This window comes from Segetibacter aerophilus (genome assembly GCF_007991655.1).
In the GTDB taxonomy this organism is placed as follows: Bacteria; Bacteroidota; Bacteroidia; order Chitinophagales; family Chitinophagaceae; genus Segetibacter; species Segetibacter aerophilus.
Genome location: NZ_BJYT01000012.1, coordinates 156,028 through 174,647, shown reverse-complemented (window position 1 = coordinate 174,647; position 18,620 = coordinate 156,028). Strand labels below are relative to the sequence as shown.

General features: G+C 39.9%; 18 protein-coding genes and 1 tRNA gene. 8 read left to right on the top strand and 11 right to left on the bottom strand.

Annotated features, from left to right (window positions below):
- The first annotated feature begins 411 nt into the window (after positions 1-411).
- On the top strand, positions 412-786 hold the full coding sequence (locus SAE01_RS16275; RefSeq protein WP_147204848.1) for a DUF3127 domain-containing protein: 375 nt from the start codon (positions 412-414) through the stop codon (positions 784-786).
- A gap of 132 nt (positions 787-918) precedes the next feature.
- Positions 919-2,508 (top strand): NAD(P)/FAD-dependent oxidoreductase, encoded by a 1,590-nt coding sequence (locus SAE01_RS16270; RefSeq protein ID WP_147204847.1) that lies wholly within the window; start codon positions 919-921, stop codon positions 2,506-2,508.
- A gap of 350 nt (positions 2,509-2,858) precedes the next feature.
- On the opposite strand, the gene SAE01_RS16265 is transcribed toward SAE01_RS16270, so the two are convergent.
- From SAE01_RS16265 to gap, 11 genes are all read right to left on the bottom strand, one after another.
- Entirely contained in the window at positions 2,859-4,259 is a 1,401-nt protein-coding gene (locus tag SAE01_RS16265) for an MBL fold metallo-hydrolase RNA specificity domain-containing protein (RefSeq protein WP_147204846.1), read from the bottom strand.
- Between the two features lie 78 nt (positions 4,260-4,337).
- The gene (locus SAE01_RS16260) at positions 4,338-5,741 is read right to left on the bottom strand and encodes an MBL fold metallo-hydrolase RNA specificity domain-containing protein (protein ID WP_147204845.1); all 1,404 of its coding nucleotides are present in this window, start codon (positions 5,739-5,741) and stop codon (positions 4,338-4,340) included.
- A gap of 28 nt (positions 5,742-5,769) precedes the next feature.
- Positions 5,770-6,261 (bottom strand): hotdog fold domain-containing protein, encoded by a 492-nt coding sequence (locus SAE01_RS16255; RefSeq protein WP_147204844.1) that lies wholly within the window; start codon positions 6,259-6,261, stop codon positions 5,770-5,772.
- Positions 6,262-6,368: 107 nt separating this feature from the next.
- The gene (truA, locus tag SAE01_RS16250; protein WP_147204843.1) at positions 6,369-7,121 is read right to left on the bottom strand and encodes a tRNA pseudouridine(38-40) synthase TruA; all 753 of its coding nucleotides are present in this window, start codon (positions 7,119-7,121) and stop codon (positions 6,369-6,371) included.
- Between the two features lie 31 nt (positions 7,122-7,152).
- Positions 7,153-8,382, bottom strand: a complete 1,230-nt coding sequence (locus SAE01_RS16245) for a DUF4476 domain-containing protein (RefSeq protein WP_147204842.1) — start codon at positions 8,380-8,382, stop codon at positions 7,153-7,155.
- A gap of 320 nt (positions 8,383-8,702) precedes the next feature.
- Positions 8,703-9,980 (bottom strand): serine hydrolase domain-containing protein, encoded by a 1,278-nt coding sequence (locus SAE01_RS16240; RefSeq protein WP_246113262.1) that lies wholly within the window; start codon positions 9,978-9,980, stop codon positions 8,703-8,705.
- A 172-nt stretch (positions 9,981-10,152) separates the two neighbouring features.
- The gene (locus SAE01_RS25085; RefSeq protein WP_147204841.1) at positions 10,153-10,950 is read right to left on the bottom strand and encodes a TPM domain-containing protein; all 798 of its coding nucleotides are present in this window, start codon (positions 10,948-10,950) and stop codon (positions 10,153-10,155) included.
- 42 nt (positions 10,951-10,992) lie between these two features.
- Positions 10,993-11,451, bottom strand: a complete 459-nt coding sequence (locus SAE01_RS16230) for a TPM domain-containing protein (protein ID WP_147204840.1) — start codon at positions 11,449-11,451, stop codon at positions 10,993-10,995.
- Between the two features lie 18 nt (positions 11,452-11,469).
- The gene (locus tag SAE01_RS16225; protein WP_147204839.1) at positions 11,470-12,057 is read right to left on the bottom strand and encodes a LemA family protein; all 588 of its coding nucleotides are present in this window, start codon (positions 12,055-12,057) and stop codon (positions 11,470-11,472) included.
- A gap of 99 nt (positions 12,058-12,156) precedes the next feature.
- On the bottom strand, positions 12,157-13,353 hold the full coding sequence (locus SAE01_RS16220; protein WP_147204838.1) for a phosphoglycerate kinase: 1,197 nt from the start codon (positions 13,351-13,353) through the stop codon (positions 12,157-12,159).
- A 224-nt stretch (positions 13,354-13,577) separates the two neighbouring features.
- Complete coding sequence (gene gap, locus SAE01_RS16215) at positions 13,578-14,591, bottom strand: type I glyceraldehyde-3-phosphate dehydrogenase (protein WP_147204837.1); 1,014 nt, start codon at positions 14,589-14,591, stop codon at positions 13,578-13,580.
- Positions 14,592-14,831: 240 nt separating this feature from the next.
- Here gap and SAE01_RS16210 point away from each other — a divergent pair.
- From SAE01_RS16210 to SAE01_RS16185, 6 genes are all read left to right on the top strand, one after another.
- Positions 14,832-14,906 (top strand) — tRNA-Glu (locus tag SAE01_RS16210).
- Positions 14,907-15,194: 288 nt separating this feature from the next.
- Positions 15,195-15,641: a hypothetical protein gene (locus tag SAE01_RS16205; RefSeq protein WP_147204836.1), complete on the top strand. Its 447-nt coding sequence runs from the start codon at positions 15,195-15,197 to the stop codon at positions 15,639-15,641.
- A gap of 70 nt (positions 15,642-15,711) precedes the next feature.
- Entirely contained in the window at positions 15,712-16,167 is a 456-nt protein-coding gene (locus tag SAE01_RS16200) for a hypothetical protein (RefSeq protein ID WP_147204835.1), read from the top strand.
- Between the two features lie 285 nt (positions 16,168-16,452).
- Positions 16,453-17,994 carry a YifB family Mg chelatase-like AAA ATPase gene (locus SAE01_RS16195; protein ID WP_147204834.1) on the top strand — a complete coding sequence of 514 codons (1,542 nt, stop codon included), beginning with the start codon at positions 16,453-16,455 and terminating at the stop codon, positions 17,992-17,994.
- A 99-nt stretch (positions 17,995-18,093) separates the two neighbouring features.
- Positions 18,094-18,315, top strand: a complete 222-nt coding sequence (locus SAE01_RS16190; protein ID WP_147204833.1) for a hypothetical protein — start codon at positions 18,094-18,096, stop codon at positions 18,313-18,315.
- Positions 18,309-18,614 (top strand): type II toxin-antitoxin system RelE/ParE family toxin, encoded by a 306-nt coding sequence (locus SAE01_RS16185; RefSeq protein WP_147204832.1) that lies wholly within the window; start codon positions 18,309-18,311, stop codon positions 18,612-18,614. The genes SAE01_RS16190 and SAE01_RS16185 overlap by 7 nt, the downstream gene beginning before the upstream one ends.
- The last annotated feature ends 6 nt before the right edge of the window (positions 18,615-18,620 follow it).

Here is an 18,620-nt window from a genome sequence, read left to right as displayed (position 1 = left end):
ATAGATGGATAGGCAGGTATACAGAGATCTTTCTTAAATACTGGGTTAGCAGACTAGATGGGCTTGAATACCCTTTAGGCGAACAGAAGCTCACGTGTTTTTGCAAAGATTACCTTTTACCTAATTATAACATTCGCATGTTAAATGTATATGACTGAAAAAAAGTGTTGACAGTTGTATTAAGATAGAAAATTGGGATTAATTCAACTGCGCGTTCTCTTTTTAAGCTAAATTATTACCAGCAAATTCTAGACTAATCAGGCGTCAAGAGGAAAGAAAAGTAGAACTTTAAATCTGCTTTTCATAATTAAAAAACTTAAAAGTTTATCCCCAAAATAAGGAGACCTAAATGTGGTATTTAACCTTCCTCAATGTTTTTAAATGATACTTTTGCGGAAATAATAATAAGAAATGTCATACGAGATTACCGGTAAGCTGATTGTAAGATTTGATATAGTTCAGCGCAACGAAAATTTTAAAACAAGAGAATTTGTAATAGAAAAGACTGAAGATGCAAATGGAAGAAGTTTTACAAATTTTGTAAAATTTCAATGCGTACAAGATAAGACAGCAATGCCCGACAAGTTTAATATTGGTGATGAGGTGAAAGTGCAGTTTAACATAAAAGGTACTAAGTGGGAGAAAGACGGCAGGGCAAATTATATAACCAATCTTGATGCATGGAGAATGGAAAGTGTAAAGCTGAGTCAAAATAATGGAAACAGCGGTGAGGTGAATTATAACGATATCCCGCCATCCGATAATGTCGACGATTTGCCTTTCTAGAATACTGCCACTCGCATTAAAAATTCTCCACAGTAACTAACATTAGCGCTTCTTATCGAGTTGCTAGCTTTAAAACAAATAACAAGTTTATTTTTAAAATTGCAATTTTTAGGATAAATACCTAACATTAAGATGCAACAACAAATAGTACTGAAACTGCTTCCCTCAGAGGCGGAAGATGAGAATATTATTAAAGGCTACATTGCCGCAAGTACCGGTAAAACGTCAAATGACATAACCGGTTATTTTCCCCTCAAAAAATCTATAGACGCAAGAGGCAGGAAGGTGTATATAAACCTTACAGTTCATGCTTTTATTAATGAGCCTTTTGTAGAAAGAAAGCCCGCAAAAATTACATTTCCGCATGTAGGTAAATCTGCCCGAAAAGTAGTGATAGTAGGCGCAGGTCCAACAGGGTTGTTTGCCGCCCTGAAGTTGATAGAAGAAGGAGTACAACCAATTATTTTAGAAAGGGGTAAAGATGTGCGAGCTAGGAGACGTGACCTGGCAGCACTGAATAAAGGAGGTGTTGTAAACCCTGATAGTAATTATTGTTTTGGTGAAGGTGGTGCCGGAACGTATAGTGATGGAAAATTGTATACGCGAAGCAATAAACGTGGAGATATTAATCGAATACTAAACCTGTTTGTTCAGTTTGGAGCAGAAGAACAGATTTTAGTTGAAGCACATCCCCATATTGGTACCAATAAACTTCCCCAGATTATTACTGCTATGCGGGAATGCATTGTAGAGCATGGAGGAATTTTTCTTTTTGAGAAAAAGGTATCGGATTTAGTCGTAGTAGAAAACACCATAAAAGGTGTAGTTACCGCTGACGGCGATAAGTTTGAAGCGGAAGCCGTTATATTGGCAACAGGACATTCGGCAAGAGACATTTTTAAACTGCTACACCGCAAAGGAATTTTAATAGAAGCGAAACCTTTTGCGCTTGGGGTCCGAATCGAACATCCCCAAAGCATTATAGACAACATTCAATATCATTCTAATAATAGGGGGGAGTTTTTACCTCCCGCCTCATATGCATTGGTTCAGCAAGTAGAGCAGAAAGGGGTTTTCAGCTTTTGCATGTGTCCCGGGGGAATTATAGCGCCGGCATCGACAGACGCGGGAGAATTGGTTGTAAACGGCTGGAGCCCTAGCAAGCGAAATAACCCTTTTGCCAATAGTGGGATGGTAGTAACCGTGGAAAATAACGATTTGGCAAGTTCAAAGGACTTTAAAGAGTATACAAAGGATAATCTGGTGGAGTATGACTCACCCTTAAACATGATGTTTTTTCAGGAGATGGTTGAGCGGAAAGCCTACGTGGGCGGCGGCGGACACTTTGTTGCTCCGGCTCAAAGAATGGAAGATTTCTGTAACAACAAGACTTCGGGCTCTTTACCCGTTTGCAGTTATTTGCCCGGAATAAGTAGCACAGATCTAAGAGGCGTTTTACCTCCCTTCATACATCAAAGCTTGCAAGAAGCTTTTAAGTCGTTCGGAATAAAAATGCGAGGTTATTTAACCAACGAAGCTGTGGTAGTCGCCACTGAAAGTCGCTCCTCTTCACCTGTGCGTATACCCAGGGATAGCACTACTTTACAACATCCTCAAGTTGAAAATCTTTACCCATGCGGTGAGGGAGCAGGTTATGCTGGCGGAATTGTGAGCGCGGCTATGGACGGTGAAAGAGTAGCATTGATGGTCGCCGCGAGATAGTATTTTCCCCGAGAGCAATACGATGGTAGAAGGCATAAAAAAAGCCGCCACAAAAATGTAGCAGCCGTTATTGCTTACACAATTTATTTTTCTATAGGATCCTTGAATTTTAAAAACAAATCGGGTACATCCTTAAACAGTATAAAGGTAGTTAGTCACTTAAGACGAACCGCAAGCATAAATACTCGTTTTGCTTGTTCAGAAAACCGATGATGGAATGGTATAACTACTTCGTAGGAAGTAGTATAAACTCGAAAGCTGGACGGGGTAGTTGCTATCGCCATGAAGGCAAATAACAAATATCTTAATAGCGAAGTAGCAATAATTGTTTCGACATTGACGGTCTGATCCTATTCAAGTTCGAATTCCTGGTGCATAGAAGGCATTTCTATTTTCTCAAAACCCTTCCTGTTTAGCCTTGCAGCTAACTCTTGTTGCACCAAATATTCGCCGTGGACTAAGAATACTTTTTTGACTTTTTCTCCATCCTGGCAGCCAATGAACCTTGCGAGATCATCCTGGTCTCCATGAGCACTGAGGCTTTTCATTTGACCCACTTCTGCCAACACGTCGCAACTGTCGCCAAATATTTCAACCTTTCTTGCCCCATTTAATAACCTGCCTCCCAACGAAGAGGTTGAGCAATAACCAGACATTAAAATAGTATTAGGCTCTTCATCAACACAACTAAAAATGTGGTGTTTAACCCGGCCGGCATCAGCCGTTCCGCTGGAGGAGATGATTACACATGGCTCTTTGTGCTCGGTTAATTGCCTGCTCTCCTCAACCGACTCAACATGTTTTAAACCCTTAAAGTGGAAGGGGTCTTCGTCAATTTTTAAAATGTTTTGCAGTCGCTCGTTGTATTCATTTGTATAACTCTTGATTACCGCCGTAGCTTTTTCGCTCAAGGGGCTGTCGACGAAATAATTCAGTTCTGGCAGGCGGTGCTCAAGTTCCAGCTGGTTTAAAGAATACAAAATTTCCTGGGTACGACCGACACTGAAAGCCGGAATAACCAGCTTGCCGCCCCTGTCAACGCAGGTCTTTTTAATCCAGCGATAAAGGTTATCTATCGTATTCGATGCAATGTCATGCGTTTTATCACCGTAGGTGCTCTCTAGAATTATATAATCAGCTTCAGGAAATTCGGCGGGAGGTTGTAGCAAAGCACTTCTGTAACGCCCTACGTCTCCACTAAAAGTGATCGAAGTAGTCTTCCCGTTTTCCGTCACTTTAAGGTTGATAGCTGCACTTCCAATCAAGTGGCCAGCATTTGAAAACATAATCTCTACGTGTTCATCAACCTTCAACCATTCGTTGTATTCGACAGTTTCAAATAGTTGCATTGCTTTCGCAACGTCTTCCATCTCGTACAAGGGAGCAACAGAGTCTATTGCCACACTACTTTTCTTATTAATAAAATCAGCATCGTGCTTTTGTATTTCAGCGCTGTCTGCAAGCAATATTTCTGAAAGATCTTTTGTTGCCGGGGTACAGAATATTCTTCCTTCGAAACCCTCTTTTACCAACTTTGGTATTAAACCTGTGTGGTCGATGTGCGCATGTGACAAAAACAGAAAATTAACTTCTTTTGGATCAAAGCCGAAGTCAGCATTTAAAGTTTCTGTCTCGTTTCCCATTCCCTGGAACATTCCACAGTCCAATAAATATTTCTTTCCGTCGTCACATATAAGTAGATGTTTTGAACCTGTCACTGATCTTGCCGCCCCATGAAAAGATAATTTCATAAATACTTGTTACTGGTAAGAAAAACATAAGAATTGAGAATTTGGTTTAATCCTATTTTGCTCTCAAAATCCTATAAACTAAACGGAAAGGTTCAGTGCATAATTCATACCCGGAATTTCTACTTCAAATCCTTTTTCTGTCAGTCTTTCGGCAAAGGCTCTTTGTACATCATATTCCCCATGTACAAGAAATAATTTTTTAACTTTTCCTGCGTCCTGCGAAGACAAGAATTGTAATAAATCCTCGTAATCGCCGTGCGCGCTCATGCCTGGCATACTACCAACTTCTGCATTTACAGTACAATCATCACCGTAAATATCTACTTGTTTTTCGCCCTTCAATAGTTTGCCGGCGAGCGAAAAAGGAGATGCATAACCGACCATCAGGATCGTATTTTTTGCATCTCCAATATTGTTTTTAATATGATGCTTTACCCTGCCTGCTTCGGCCATTCCACTTGAACTTATGATGACGCAAGGATCGTTGTAAAAATTAATCTGCTTACTTTCTTCAGCGCTTTTAATATAGTTTAATCCTTTAAAGTCCAATGGATCTTTATCGTGTAGCAAAACGTTTTGCAGCTCTTTATTAAAATTTTCCGGATGACTCTTTATGACATCGGTTGCCTCTTTGCTTAGGGGACTATCAACAAAATACTTTAATGCCGGCAGCCTGTTTTCATTGTCCAACTTGTTTAAAGCATACAGAAGTTCCTGCGTTCGGCCTACACTAAAAGCAGGAATGATTAGCTTACCTTTTTTTTGTAAGCACGTTCTTTCGATCCAGCCTAGAAAAGTTTCCGGAAGGTTTATTACCTCTTCATGCAATTTATCTCCATAGGTACTTTCCAATAAAATGTAATCTGCCTGCGGAACTTCTTCGGGAGCTTTCAATATCGCATCATTGTATCTTCCTATATCTCCGCTAAATGTGATGCGCGTTGTTTTTTCGTCTTCGACAACTTGCAGGCTTACCGCTGCACTGCCAATAATATGGCCCGCATCTGTAAACAGCACCTTTATCTCGTCGTCGATGCTAAACCATTTTCCATATTCTACCGTTGTAAAAAGCTCAAGACAACGTTTCGCATCTTCAGTTGAATACATAGGTTTAAAGAGGGGCAGGCTAAGTTTTGCTCTTTTCTTATTAATGTATTTTGTGTCTGATTGTTGTATTTCTGCACTGTCCATGAGTAATATTTCGCACAGATCTTTAGTAGCAGGCGTGCAAAAAATAGGTCCGCGAAAACCTTCATTATATAGTTTTGGTATTAAACCAGAATGATCGATGTGTGCGTGCGATAAAATAAGATAAGAAACATCTTTTGGGTGAAAACCTAAGTTGCTGTTTAGCTCGTCCGTTTGGCGTCCCATTCCCTGGAACAATCCACAATCCAGTAAAAGCCTTTTACCATTTTTTAAAGAAAGCAAATGCTTTGAACCGGTAACAGTGCGTGCTGCTCCGTGAATAGATAGTTGCATAAATGATTTTGAGGTAGAAGATAAAATATTAAGCCCTGCTTCTTGATTTGAAGCTCCAGGTACAAAAGAATTGCGCTACGATTTCACCAGATTCATTTTTTCCTGTGCTTTCACAGATTACAGATTTACTTTCATCTGAAACCAATGCGTCTTCTACTGCCTGTTGTATTTTCATCCCATCAGGGCACGTAAAGATTATTTGGCCTACAGCTTTTTTATAGAAATTTCCTTCAATCCTTACAATCAGCATACTCACTGATGGTTTTCTTTTGTACAATGCAGACATACACAAAATCCCTGTGCTTGCCTCGGCCGCCATTGATAACACAGCGAAGTACATTGATCGGAAAGGATTTTTATTGAACCATTTATAGCTGACGCCTATAGCAGCTTCTTCAGGGACTAATCTAATTAATTTCAATCCCGCAAAGAATGCAGATGGAAGTTTCGTAAGTAGAAACAGCTTGAAAGAAAAAGGGTTTGCTAGTTGCTTTTTAAAAGCACTGAATTCCGGGTTCAAATTTTAATAATTGATGAGTTTAAAGTTACTGTATTCTTTATTTGTAAGGAGCTATTCCACTGTAACCCATACGGATAACTTCACGAAGTCTTTTACCCGTGCTTGGTTTAACTGTTACCATTGTCGTCGGTAAGAAAAGGGTATTGAACTTTCACAAGAAAAAGTCCATGAGCCGGAGTTGCAAAACTTGCTTTGGTGCAGTCTTTTGCTTGAATGATTTCCTCGAATTCTTGTAAGGTGATTTTCTTTCGACCCACCAATAACATCGTTCCTACGAGGCCTCTAACCATACCGCGAAGAAACCGGTTAGCCTCGACAGTATAGGTGAGATTGCGATCCGTTATACTCCAATTGCTCTTAATGATTTTGCACTCTTTAGTTAAGACCTGCGTATTTCTTTTTGAAAAGGAAGTATAGTCGGTATGATTAAACAACGTGGCTGATGCGTGGTGCAAAAGATCTATGTCAACAGAAAAAGGATAATACCATGCCGTCTCAGTTGTGAACGGATCTTTGGTGGTGGTAATATGATATCGATATTCACGTGAAGTAGCCTGGAACCTTGAATGAGCATCTGTTGAAACAGGAAATACAGATTTAACAACGATGTCTAAAGGGAGCAGGGCATTTATGTTATAAATCAAAAAAGGGTCAAAAATGCTTTCAAGGTCGAAGTGAAAAAAATTTTGCAGCGCATGAACACCGGCGTCAGTTCGGGAAGATCCGGTTAGGTTAATGGGGGAACGGCAGACCGTTGTAAGTGCTCTTTCTACCTGGCCTTGAATAGTGTCTCCATTCTGCTGTACCTGGAACCCGGCATACCGTGTACCCTTATAACTTACCTCAAGAAAGTAACGCATGAACCGCCATTAAAAGATGAAGTGCATACTGCTACTGAAGTAAGCCTTTGAAACGATTTACAAAAGTCGGATCGATGAACTCGTCTTGTAAAGTATAGTATTGGCCCGCATCTGCCACTGAGACAAAAGAGGTCTCAAAAAACTTAAACCTTCCTTCGTCAGATAGAAATAAGGTAGAAAGTCCTTTTATCTGGCTGGTAGTAAAACACTTATTACGGTAAAATTTTCTAGCCTCAACAATCATCTTATCATCAGACGTTTCGGATGCCATCTTTTTTCTAAGCTTAGCGTAGTCTTCATCAGTAGCTATATTTTTGCAATTGCTGTTTTCCAAAATCCTGCGCTCGTCGCCAGTTGTCTTTACCGATTGAACCGTATCTTTTTTAGCACCAGACATATTGATATCCAAAAACTTTACATCGCTTTTGTTTGCAGCAGAAGTAGAAGATTTGGCTTGAGTAATTGTTTCAGTATCAGTTTTAGTGCTGCTTGTGTTAGCAGGAGATGAGTTAGCAGTATTGCTAGACGCAGGCGAAGATGGGATGATAATGTTAACTGTATCTCTTGCCTTTCCGGTTCCCTCAACATAAGATAAATGCACACCTTCTTCGCCGCTAACTTCTGACACTTTCTTTATATCATTATCCTTACCTGCTTTTGCTACTGGCTCTGGCTTTTTAGATGGCTGATCCGGAGTTGAAGTTGCTTCTGCTGTTACTTGTTTAACGGGTGGAGGATCAGCTTTTGCTATCGACTCTTTCACCTCAACATCTCTGGTAGGATTGCTAACTAAAGTGTCTACAGGCGGCTTGCTTACCGCTTGAGCAGTGTCTTTTTTCTTTTCGAAGGAGATCACTGGTGGAAGCGCTTTTGAATTTGAACTTGCATTAAGAGCCTGCGAAACAACATTTGAATTTGCTGCGGATGCCATGGTTATGTCCAGCGATTGCAAATTAAATAAGCCCCAGCCTTTTTCGTTGAAGTTCTTTAAATCAAAGCCAAGGTCTTTATTCTGAATAGCAAGATTGAAGGTCTGTTCAGGAAAGGCGTTTTGCGCAAAGCCCACTGTAAGACTATAGTTGCCATCTGCAAGCTTTGGAATGATTAAATATCCACTAGCTGTTGAACTGTACAATTTGCCATTAACAGAAACGTAAAAAGGTTGTTTAGCATCGGATTGAATAAAGACAAAATGTTTTTCCTGTGCGGAAACATTGCCCAAAAAGAAACAAAGGAAAAATATACTTAAGAAGTACTTCATCTACGTAAATTGAATAAGCGGTTTATATTGACTTATTAGTAACAAAGCTATGAAAAACCTTGTTTTTATAGTATAGCTAATAGTTAATACTCGCGGTGCTGCGTTATAGCAAAAACAGTGCTTAGGACTTATTTTGAACAAAATTTGATAGGAGCAAAAATTTCTGTTACAAAAACACAAGCTTTAGTTGTGCTTAAATAGTGTCATTTATATGTAGCATGATGCATTGCTATGAATGATCCACAGAGGTGTAAAGATTAAACGGAGCGTCGCAAGAATGTCTCTTAACGAAGATTATAGCTGGTTGAGAAAACACAACATTATTTGTTCAAACTAGCGTAGACCAGTGATTCGAATTTTGCTCCTATATCTCCGTGGGAGTTGGGACTTTGCTGAGTCATAATAAGGCAAACAAGGTGCGTTTTTGGATCGGCCCAATAAGTAGTTCCATAATAACCACCCCATGCAAAAGAGCCTTCGCTTCGTGCATTACGGCTGGCAGATTTAGCAGAAGTGAGGCCGAAACCCAAACCAAAATTATCGCTACCGTTATATAAAAAGTCAAGCTGTGGACTTGTCATCATTTCTACTGAGCGAGGTGAAAGAATTCTGTGTCTATTATAGACGCCCTTATTTAAAAGCATTTGCATGAAGACTGCGTAATCAAATGCTGTAGAAGATAAGCCGGCACCTCCCGAAAAATACTTTTTATTCATTAAAGGATAGTTGGGATCTATGTGACGAAACGTAGGACTCCATTTGATGATCCTGTGCAAAGAATCCTCTGTATAAACTGAAGCAAGGCGATTGGCTTTTGATTGAGGAAGGTTGAAATAAGTGTCCTTCATGCCTAGAGGATCGAAGATATTTTTTCTGAAAAAGTCCTCGAGGTTCGTTCCGCTGATTACTTCAACAAGGCAACCAAGAAGATCGCTGTTTAAGCCGTACTGCCATTTTTCGCCCGGTTGAAAAAGAAGAGGTTGCTTTGCAAGCACTTTCATCTTTTCTAATAAGTCTGCATTAAAGTAGCCAAGGCCAGATGGAATACCGGCTTTAGCGTAAATCGCATTTCCCCTGGCAGACCCGATATCTGCATAATCTAAACCCGAGCTATGTGTAAGTAAATCGCGGAAGGTAATATTTCTTCTTGCAGGTACCGTTGTGTAAGTAGTGTCGGCACTATTGTATTTATCTATTACAACGGGATTTCTAAAGGCTGGAATAAAGTCGGCAATCGGTTGGTCAAGTAGCAGCTTTCCCTGCTCGTACAATATCATGATGGCCACACTTGTGATTGCTTTTGTTTGGCTCATGATGCGAAAGATTGCATCACTTTTCATTGGGCTTTTTGTTTCGGCGTTTACATAGCCGTAGCCTTTATACTGCACCAGCTGGTTATCTTTTACTACCAGCGTGACCGCCCCTGTTAAATAATTTTTGCGGATGTAATCATTAAGCAGTGTATCGATTCTGTTTAAACGACTATAATCAATGGAAGAATTTTGCTTAACGACTGTTTGAATTACCTGCGCTTGTACTGATGGCAATAGAAACAGTATAGTAATGAAAGAGGTACAGATAAAAGAAAGAATTTTCATGTGGCTTGCATTATTTGATTGAAGATACTATCTAAACTAATCTTTTTGCTACCCTGATCTGAGAGAAACGGACAAGTGACAGAATCGATGTTTTTTGCACAATAACTTGTGATAGTATAAAACAAAATGCAGATGATTGCTCACCTGCATTTTATATATTTCTGTCAGATTGTTACCAACTTCCCCCGGAGCCACCGCCGCCGAAACTTCCACCGCCGAAACCACCGAAACCACCACCTCCACCACCGGAGTCTCCGCCTCCGCTCCAGCCACCACCACCTCTTCCGCCTCCGTTAAGCAGGCTACCTAAAATAGCGCCTTCAACGAAACCACCATATCCACGGCGACTAAACATTCCGCCTCCACCACCGCGGCCGCCACCTCTTCCAATAAACATTAGTACAATAATGATGATAATGATTATTCCAAAAATACTTCCTCCACCTCCGCCTGGCGAACGTTTACCTCTGTAACCTTCCGGCGCTTTGTACTCACCTGCTGCTGCTTTAAAGATGGCAGTAGTTCCCAAGTCTATTCCCCGATAGAAATCCTCCTGTTTAAAGTTTGGCTTAATTACATCTTCAATAATTGATTTACAAGTGATATCAGGTAAAGCTCCTTCCAAACCATAACCGGGAGCAATAAAAATGGTCCGATCTTCTTTCGCTATCAGAAGTACAACTCCATTGTTGGTTTTCTTGTTACCGACTCCCCACGTTCTTCCCAGTTTAGTAGCATAATCAACAGGAGCATAGTCGTTAAGTGTAGGAACTATAACCACGACAACCTGGTTGCTGGTACTATCGTCGTAAGCCACCAACTTTTGCTCAAGCGTGTATTGCTGATCCTGGGTTAGTGTCTGCGTATAATCGTTTACCAGCCTGGGCGGGTTAGGGCGAGCAGGAATATTTTGAGAAAAGGCAAAAAGAACGTGTACAAAAAAAAGTACTGTAAGTAGAAAACGCTTCATGTATTTAATAAGAAAAAATAATCCCGCAATTGCGGGATTATTTTAATTTCCAAAAATTATTTCATCCGGCAATTCATTTTTATCACTGCTTTCATAAGGGAACTCAGTTTTGAGTGCATCGCCTATGTCATAAATAACTGAACAAATGCCCCCGGTATAATCGTCTTTGGTAAACGACTTAATTATCTTTTTAACCTTGTCGTTCCAATAGCTTTCTCCAAGCCTTCGATAAATGCCCTCATCTGCAAATAGCGCCAGTTGCCTATCGTCCATTGCTAAATAAAAGAGCACTGCATTCCTGTCTTTGGTTTGATCCATTTTAAGACTAAAGAAAATTTCTTTAGCCCTGTCAACGGCGTCAACGTAGTTGCATTTGCCTTCAACAAACAGCCTTACTTCGCCACTGGTATTTTTTTCAGCTTCCTGTATGGCTTTCACCATCAACTCCTGCTGTTCAGGAGTGAAAAATTCTCTTTTTTTCGATGATGAAAACAATGACACTGTTAAAGATTGAATGTTTTAAAATTTAACTTCAGGAGCTCTTTCGGCACCGGCTTCAGCAGCAAAACCTGGTCTTTGTTTAAAGCCCATCATTCCTGCGAAGATGTTTGTAGGGAACGAACGTACTTTGGTATTGTACGTTTGCACTGCGTCGTTGAAATCATTACGCGATGTTTTGATCCTGTTTTCTGTTCCTTCTAACTGAGCCTGAAGTCCACGGAATGCATCGTTAGCCCTAAGGTTAGGATAGTTTTCTGTAACTACTAACAACCTGCCTAAAGCTTGCGACAACTGCCCTTGAGCCGCCTGGAACTGTTGCACCTTTTCTGGGCTTAGATCATTCGGATCAACCTTCATTTGAGTAGCAGATGCCCTTGCATTAATTACATCAGTTAAAGTACCACGTTCAAAGCCTGCTTCGCCTTTTACAGTATTCACAAGATTTGGTATCAGGTCTGCACGCCTTTGATAGTCACTTTGAACTTTATTCCAAGCGTTTTTAACGGTTTCATCTTGAGAGACCAAACTGTTATAGCTACCACAACCGCAGCCGCCTAATATTAAGATGGCTACAAGAATGATTATGAGTGTGAGGTTTTTTGTCATTGTTTAAATTGTTTTTTTCAATTAAGTTTTAGCGAGTTATAAATAAACTCGTCAAGCTATTGCAAAATATCTGCCATCAAAAAAATCTGCCGTTGTGTCTTAGTGTTTAATCGCTGCAATACCTGGCAACTCTTTTCCTTCAAAATATTCGAGCATAGCGCCCCCGCCTGTACTTACATAGCTTACTTTATCTGCAAGTCCGAATTGATTTACTGCTGCAACACTGTCACCGCCGCCGACCAGCGAAAAGGCTCCTTTAGATGTAGCCTCAACTATATAATCTGCAACTGCTTTCGTTCCCTTTTTGAATTTCTCCATCTCAAAGACACCCATTGGGCCGTTCCATAAAATAGTTTTGCTTTCAAGAATAACCTGCCCAAAATCCTTTATAGCTTGGTCGCCAATGTCCAGTCCCATCCATCCTTTTTCGATGTTGTCGTTACTTAGCATCTTTGTGTTTGCGTTCGCATCAAACTTGTCTGCAACAACACTGTCCTGAGGCAGATGAAATGCTACGCCTTTTGCTTTAGCTTTAGCTAGAAGTTCATTCGCAAGATCAAGTTTGTCTTCTTCACAGAGGCTGCTTCCAATTTCTTTTCCCTGTGCTTTTAGGAAAGTATATGCCATACCTCCACCGATGATAATGTTGTTTGCTCTTTCCAGGAGGTTTTCTATAATCAATATTTTATCACTCACTTTTGCTCCACCAAGAATAGCAGTAAAAGGTCGTTCGCTTTTATGCAAAACTTTTTCAGCACTTTCGACTTCATTTTCCATCAGTAGGCCGAACATCTTTTTATCGCCAGGGAAAAATTTAGCAATAATAGCTGTAGAAGCGTGTGCACGATGCGCAGTACCGAAAGCGTCGTTTACGTAAACATCTCCCAGTTTGCTTAGCTTTTCTGCGAAGGCTTCGTCGCCTTTCTCTTCTTGCTTGTAAAAGCGGAGGTTCTCTAACAAAAGCACTTCACCAGGTTCCATACCTGCAGCTTTTTTCTTTGCTTCCTCGCCGATGCAATCATCAGCAAATAAAACTGTGGCGCCATCAAGCAATTTGACTAGATGAGGAATCAAATGGCGCAACGAATATTTATCAGTTGGCCCTTCCTTTGGTCGGCCAAGGTGGCTCATCAATATAACACTGCCTCCATCACCTAAAATCTTTTTAATAGTAGGGACCGCAGCACGCATCCGATTATCGTCTGTTATTTCGAATTTGTCATTTAGCGGTACATTAAAGTCCACTCTTATTAAAGCCTTCTGGCCAGAAAAGTTATGGTTTTGGAAATTGCTCATAAAGGTTTTTTAATGGTAAAAGAAAAACCACAAAGAATACAATGAAATTTAAAAGGTTCACTCAGAATAATCTTTGTGCTCCCTTTACTCATTTCTTTGTGTCCTTTGTGGTTAAGAATTAAGAACTATCAATAATTATGTAAAAAGCCGAAGTGAGAACATACTGTTCAAGTGTGCGACGCAACAAATGTTAAATAGAATTACAAATGTTGGCTCAAAAAGGCTTACTTATTTATTAAACCCGCGAAAAACTTAACTGTGCGAACCAACTGGCTTACATAACTCATTTCGTTGTCGTACCAGCTAACAGTTTTAACTAGTTGCTTGTCGCCCATATTCATCACTTTTGTTTGAGTGGCATCGAAGAGAGAACCATAGTTGATACCGATAATATCGCTACTTACAATTTCGTCTTCAGTATAACCGAAGCTTTCATTGCTTCCGGCTTTCATTGCAGCATTTACTTCTTCAATAGTAACGGGCTTGTTCAACATTGAAACGAGCTCAGTTAAAGAACCCGTAATTACCGGAACACGTTGAGCGCTTCCATCTAATTTACCTTTTAACTCAGGCAATACAAGGCCAATTGCCTTTGCAGCACCGGTACTGTTGGGAACAATATTTTGAGCAGCAGCTCTTGCACGACGAAGATCTCCCTTTGGATGTGGAGCGTCCAGCGTGTTTTGATCGTTTGTATAAGCGTGAATGGTTGTCATAATACCACCAGCAATACCGAAAGTGTCATTTAAAACCTTCGCCATTGGAGCGAGACAGTTTGTAGTACAAGATGCGCAGCTGATGATAGTTTCGCTTCCATCAAGTATCTCGTGGTTTACGTTGAAAACAATCGTTTTCAAATCACCGGTAGCCGGAGCAGAAATAACCACACGCTTTGCACCTGCGGTTAAATGCGCCTCAGCTTTTGCTTTATCTGTAAAAAACCCTGTGCTTTCAATTACAACATCTACACCATGCTGTCCCCAGGGAATTTGAGCAGGATCTTTCTGTGCATATATTTTTACTTCTTCACCATTTACAACTATAGAATTTTCGGTGCTGGTAACTTCGCCTGTAAAGCGACCCTGAGCACTATCATATTTTAGCAAGTGAGCCAATACTTTCGGACTGGTAAGGTCATTGATAGCTACAACATCAATACCTTCCATATTATAAATTTGGCGGAAGACTAAACGGCCAATACGTCCAAAACCGTTGATAGCAACTTTAACTGTACTCATATTTTTGATTTTTCTATTTTAAAAAACTCTGCAAAATTACATTGAAAGGTGGGATAAATAACGATATTTTTTTGTCATCAACATTTGTTCCAGCCCATGCTTTTGTTGCGTCGCACAGTTGTACTTCAAATCTTTATGCATCAAAAAATAAAGTGCAGAGAAAGTATTAAAGAAACTTTTGAAAAAAATTTTGGCTGGAAAGGTGCCCCCTCCTATTTTTGCACTCCGATTACAAAAAATGGAGCGTTGGTCAAGGGGTTAAGACACCTCCCTTTCACGGAGGAATCACGGGTTCGATTCCCGTACGCTCTACCAAGTTAAAAGCCGCTGAGAAGCGGCTTTTCTGTTTAGTTTCTCATTCATTATTTTGGCAAGCTCTTCTCATTCTCTTTACACGCTAAATTTGCAACCTAATTCATTTTCGAGCGGTCTTACAAATACATTTTGTCCATTCTAATCCAATAGGGAATACCTGTTTTGCTTTTTAATCTGAAGACAGATCTCTCACTTCTCTACTGACTAACCTCTTTTATTCGCTTGGATTTTCTATTAATTGCCAACCAACACGCAACTGCAATGAAGTTCTTAATCCTCTTAATGCTTATGGCATTATCAATTATCGGTCATGCACAAACTTTTAAGGAATATTTGCCTTCATTGGTTTGTACTTTTTTAGGTGGTTCAAGTGATGGATTACGAGATGCATCAATGTATAGAATGGACGGATACGGTAAGTTTTGGAACGGTAAAAACAGTTGGAACAATAAGTACAAAAATAATGACATGAGGCAGGGACCTGCTTATTTTGGCAGCACCTCATTTCTTGCATTTACAACCGACGGTCCACATCTTACAAATATGGTTACTCACCAGTTTAATGGTATGGCAATGGCCTTTATGCCCACAGACGAAAACAAAAAACTCGGACACGTGTTTCTAAAAGTATTGGCTTATAATGCAGTTCGGCAAGCGGGACATTCTATTGTTTATGGTTTAATTTTTAAGCCCAAATACCCTGGAGACAACCCTCTTCCTTACTACAGTCACTGATTTTTCTTTCCATATTCTATAAAAAAGCGGGTTTACTTTTTGATCTACTAAACACAGATACTGATAGAATATGAAATTTATCTCCTTTATAGTTTTTATGGTAATAAGCTTTAAAGCTCCGGCACAATTCTATAACAATTTGAATGTTGCAACAGGTGTTGCGATGGGCTTAAGCGGAGGATATTCAAGTAAACAGTCGGCAATAGGCACTTTATCCGTTGGCGCCATGTTGGCAACGAGTAATCACCTTTCGCTAAACATGATTTTATTAGGCAATACAAAAAATGTCGAAATTCCTAGTATTGCGGAAGCAAGGGTTGGCCATTTCTTTAGCACTTGGGAACTATATGGCGGCGTAGGTTATCATATTGCAGGAGCTGACGATAAGGTTACCTCTAATCCTAACACAGGTATAAGACCTGCCCTTGGAATAACTAAACATTTTACCAGTTCCCCCTGGACTATCTCCGCCGGAGCCAGTGGAAAAATTTTTTCACTTCAGATAGGTTTATTTGGTGTGCGCTAAAAATTTAGATTTTTATTAATCAGTAAAAAAAAAGTGGTTGAAGGCCACCTTTTTTTGGTTTAAGATGTAGTCATCTTTATTCCACATTCAATAATATTCTTACTTTATTAATCATTGTGTCTTCGCTCTCACTCATTTGCTTTAAGATATTTAGATAAACAGGAATTATGCAACATTCGTTTTGCTGTAACAGGCCTGAACTTAGAAGCTCGTGCTTGTTTTTACAAGTAAGAACATACTGATTAGTTTTAACTACTTTGAGCTTACATTATTAATTCTCAATACATGCTGGTAAAAACGTTTGGAAGTGCAGTGTATGGAGTGGAAGCAATTAACATAACAATCGAAGTAAATGTTAGTGAAGGTCAGGGATACTTCGTGGTAGGATTGCCCGACGGAGCTATAAAAGAAAGTCAGCAAAGAATTGACAGTGCGATAAAAGATAACGGGTTTAGAATGCCGCGCATTAAGATTGTGGTTAATATGGCTCCGGCCGATATTAAAAAAAGTGGTTCTGCCTTTGACCTTCCGATTGCTATCGGAATACTTGGAGCAAGTGACCAGATTGAAAAGGCAGAGTCCCTTAAAGATTATGTAATAATGGGAGAACTAAGTCTCGATGGCGCTATTCAACCGATAAAAGGCGCTCTGCCAATTGCCATACAAGCGCGAAAAGAAGGCTTTAAAGGTTTGATTGTTCCAAAGGCAAATGCGCGTGAAGCTGGAATGGTAAATAATCTTGCAGTCTACGGAGTAACTCATCTAAAGGAAGTAATTGAATTTTTTGCTGATGAAAGTTCATTTACGCCTGTTGATGTAAATACAAGAGAAGAATTCTTCAATTCTCAATACGAGTTTGAGCTCGACTTTACTGATGTGAAAGGGCAGGAAAATATAAAACGAGCGCTTGAGATTGCAGCGGCAGGAGGGCACAATGCTATTTTAATCGGGCCACCGGGAGCAGGAAAGACAATGCTTGCTAAAAGGCTTCCAACAGTTTTACCGCCACTTAGTTTACAGGAAGCACTTGAGACAACTAAAATTCACAGTGTTGCAGGAAAATTGCCCGAGAACGCATCGCTGATAAATAAGAGACCTTTCAGAAGTCCCCATCATACAATTTCAGATGTAGCACTTGTTGGCGGGGGAGGAGTGCCGCAACCAGGTGAAATTTCCTTGGCGCACAATGGTGTGTTGTTTCTTGATGAATTGCCGGAGTTTAAACGAACGGTCTTAGAAGTGATGCGCCAGCCGATGGAAGAAAGGCGGGTGACAATTTCAAGAGCTAAAGTGGCTTTGGACTTTCCGGCAAACTTTATGTTGATCGCTAGTATGAACCCTTGCCCTTGCGGTTACTATAACCATCCCGAAAAAGAATGCACCTGTCCTCCCGGTGCTGTTCAGAAATATTTGAATAAGATTTCAGGTCCTTTGCTAGATAGAATTGATTTACACGTGGAGGTAACTCCGGTTTCATTCACTGAACTTAGCAACATAAGTAAAGGCGAGGCATCCGCATCTATCCGTGAACGCGTTATCAAAGCCAGGGATATACAGGCGGAACGTTATAAGGAAACCCCGGGAACCTATGCAAATGCTCAAATGAGCAGCAAGCAACTTCGTGAAATTTGTGTCATCAACAAGGCAGGCGAAGGTTTACTAAAAAAGGCTATGGAGAGATTGAACCTTTCAGCAAGGGCATACGATCGAATTTTGAAAGTCTCAAGAACGATTGCTGACTTAGCTGCAAGCCCCGACATAAAAGTAGAGCATTTGGCAGAGGCAATTCAATACAGAAGTTTAGATAGAGAGGGATGGGCGGGGTGAAGAAAGGATAGATTTATAAGAATTACAGTATTGCAAAATCTAATGCTTCGAAAAAAAATGTAAGGTGTAATTGAAGTAAATTAGCATAAAGTATAAATTATGGATAGCTCAGAAGTAAAAGAAAAACTTCATCAGTACATAGATAACGGGGATGACGCTCTGATACATATGATGTGGGAAATGGTGACATCCTATAACACACCAAATAATTTTTCTACTATTGAACAATATAATAGAGATATTGAAGAAAGCCTGGAGCAGTTTAAGAAAGGAGAGTTTATGAGCCAGAAAGAGGTGAAAGAACAGTCAGAAAAATGGTAAATAACCATTTTAAAGTTATTTGGGCTCGAAAAGCGACAGAACAACTGAAACAAGCCTATTTATACATTAGAAAAGACTCTTTTCAAAATGCGGAGAAAGTCAGAAAAGAAATACTAGAAGCAACTGAAAAACTAGCAGTTAACCCTGAACTAAATCCTCCTGATAAATATAAAATCAATAATGATAATTCTTTCAGGGCTTTTGAGTTATTTAGGTACCGGGTATCTTATAAGATAACAAATGCTGAAGTTATTATTGTGAGGATAAGACATACAAGCATGAGTCCTAAAAATTATTAATCTCAA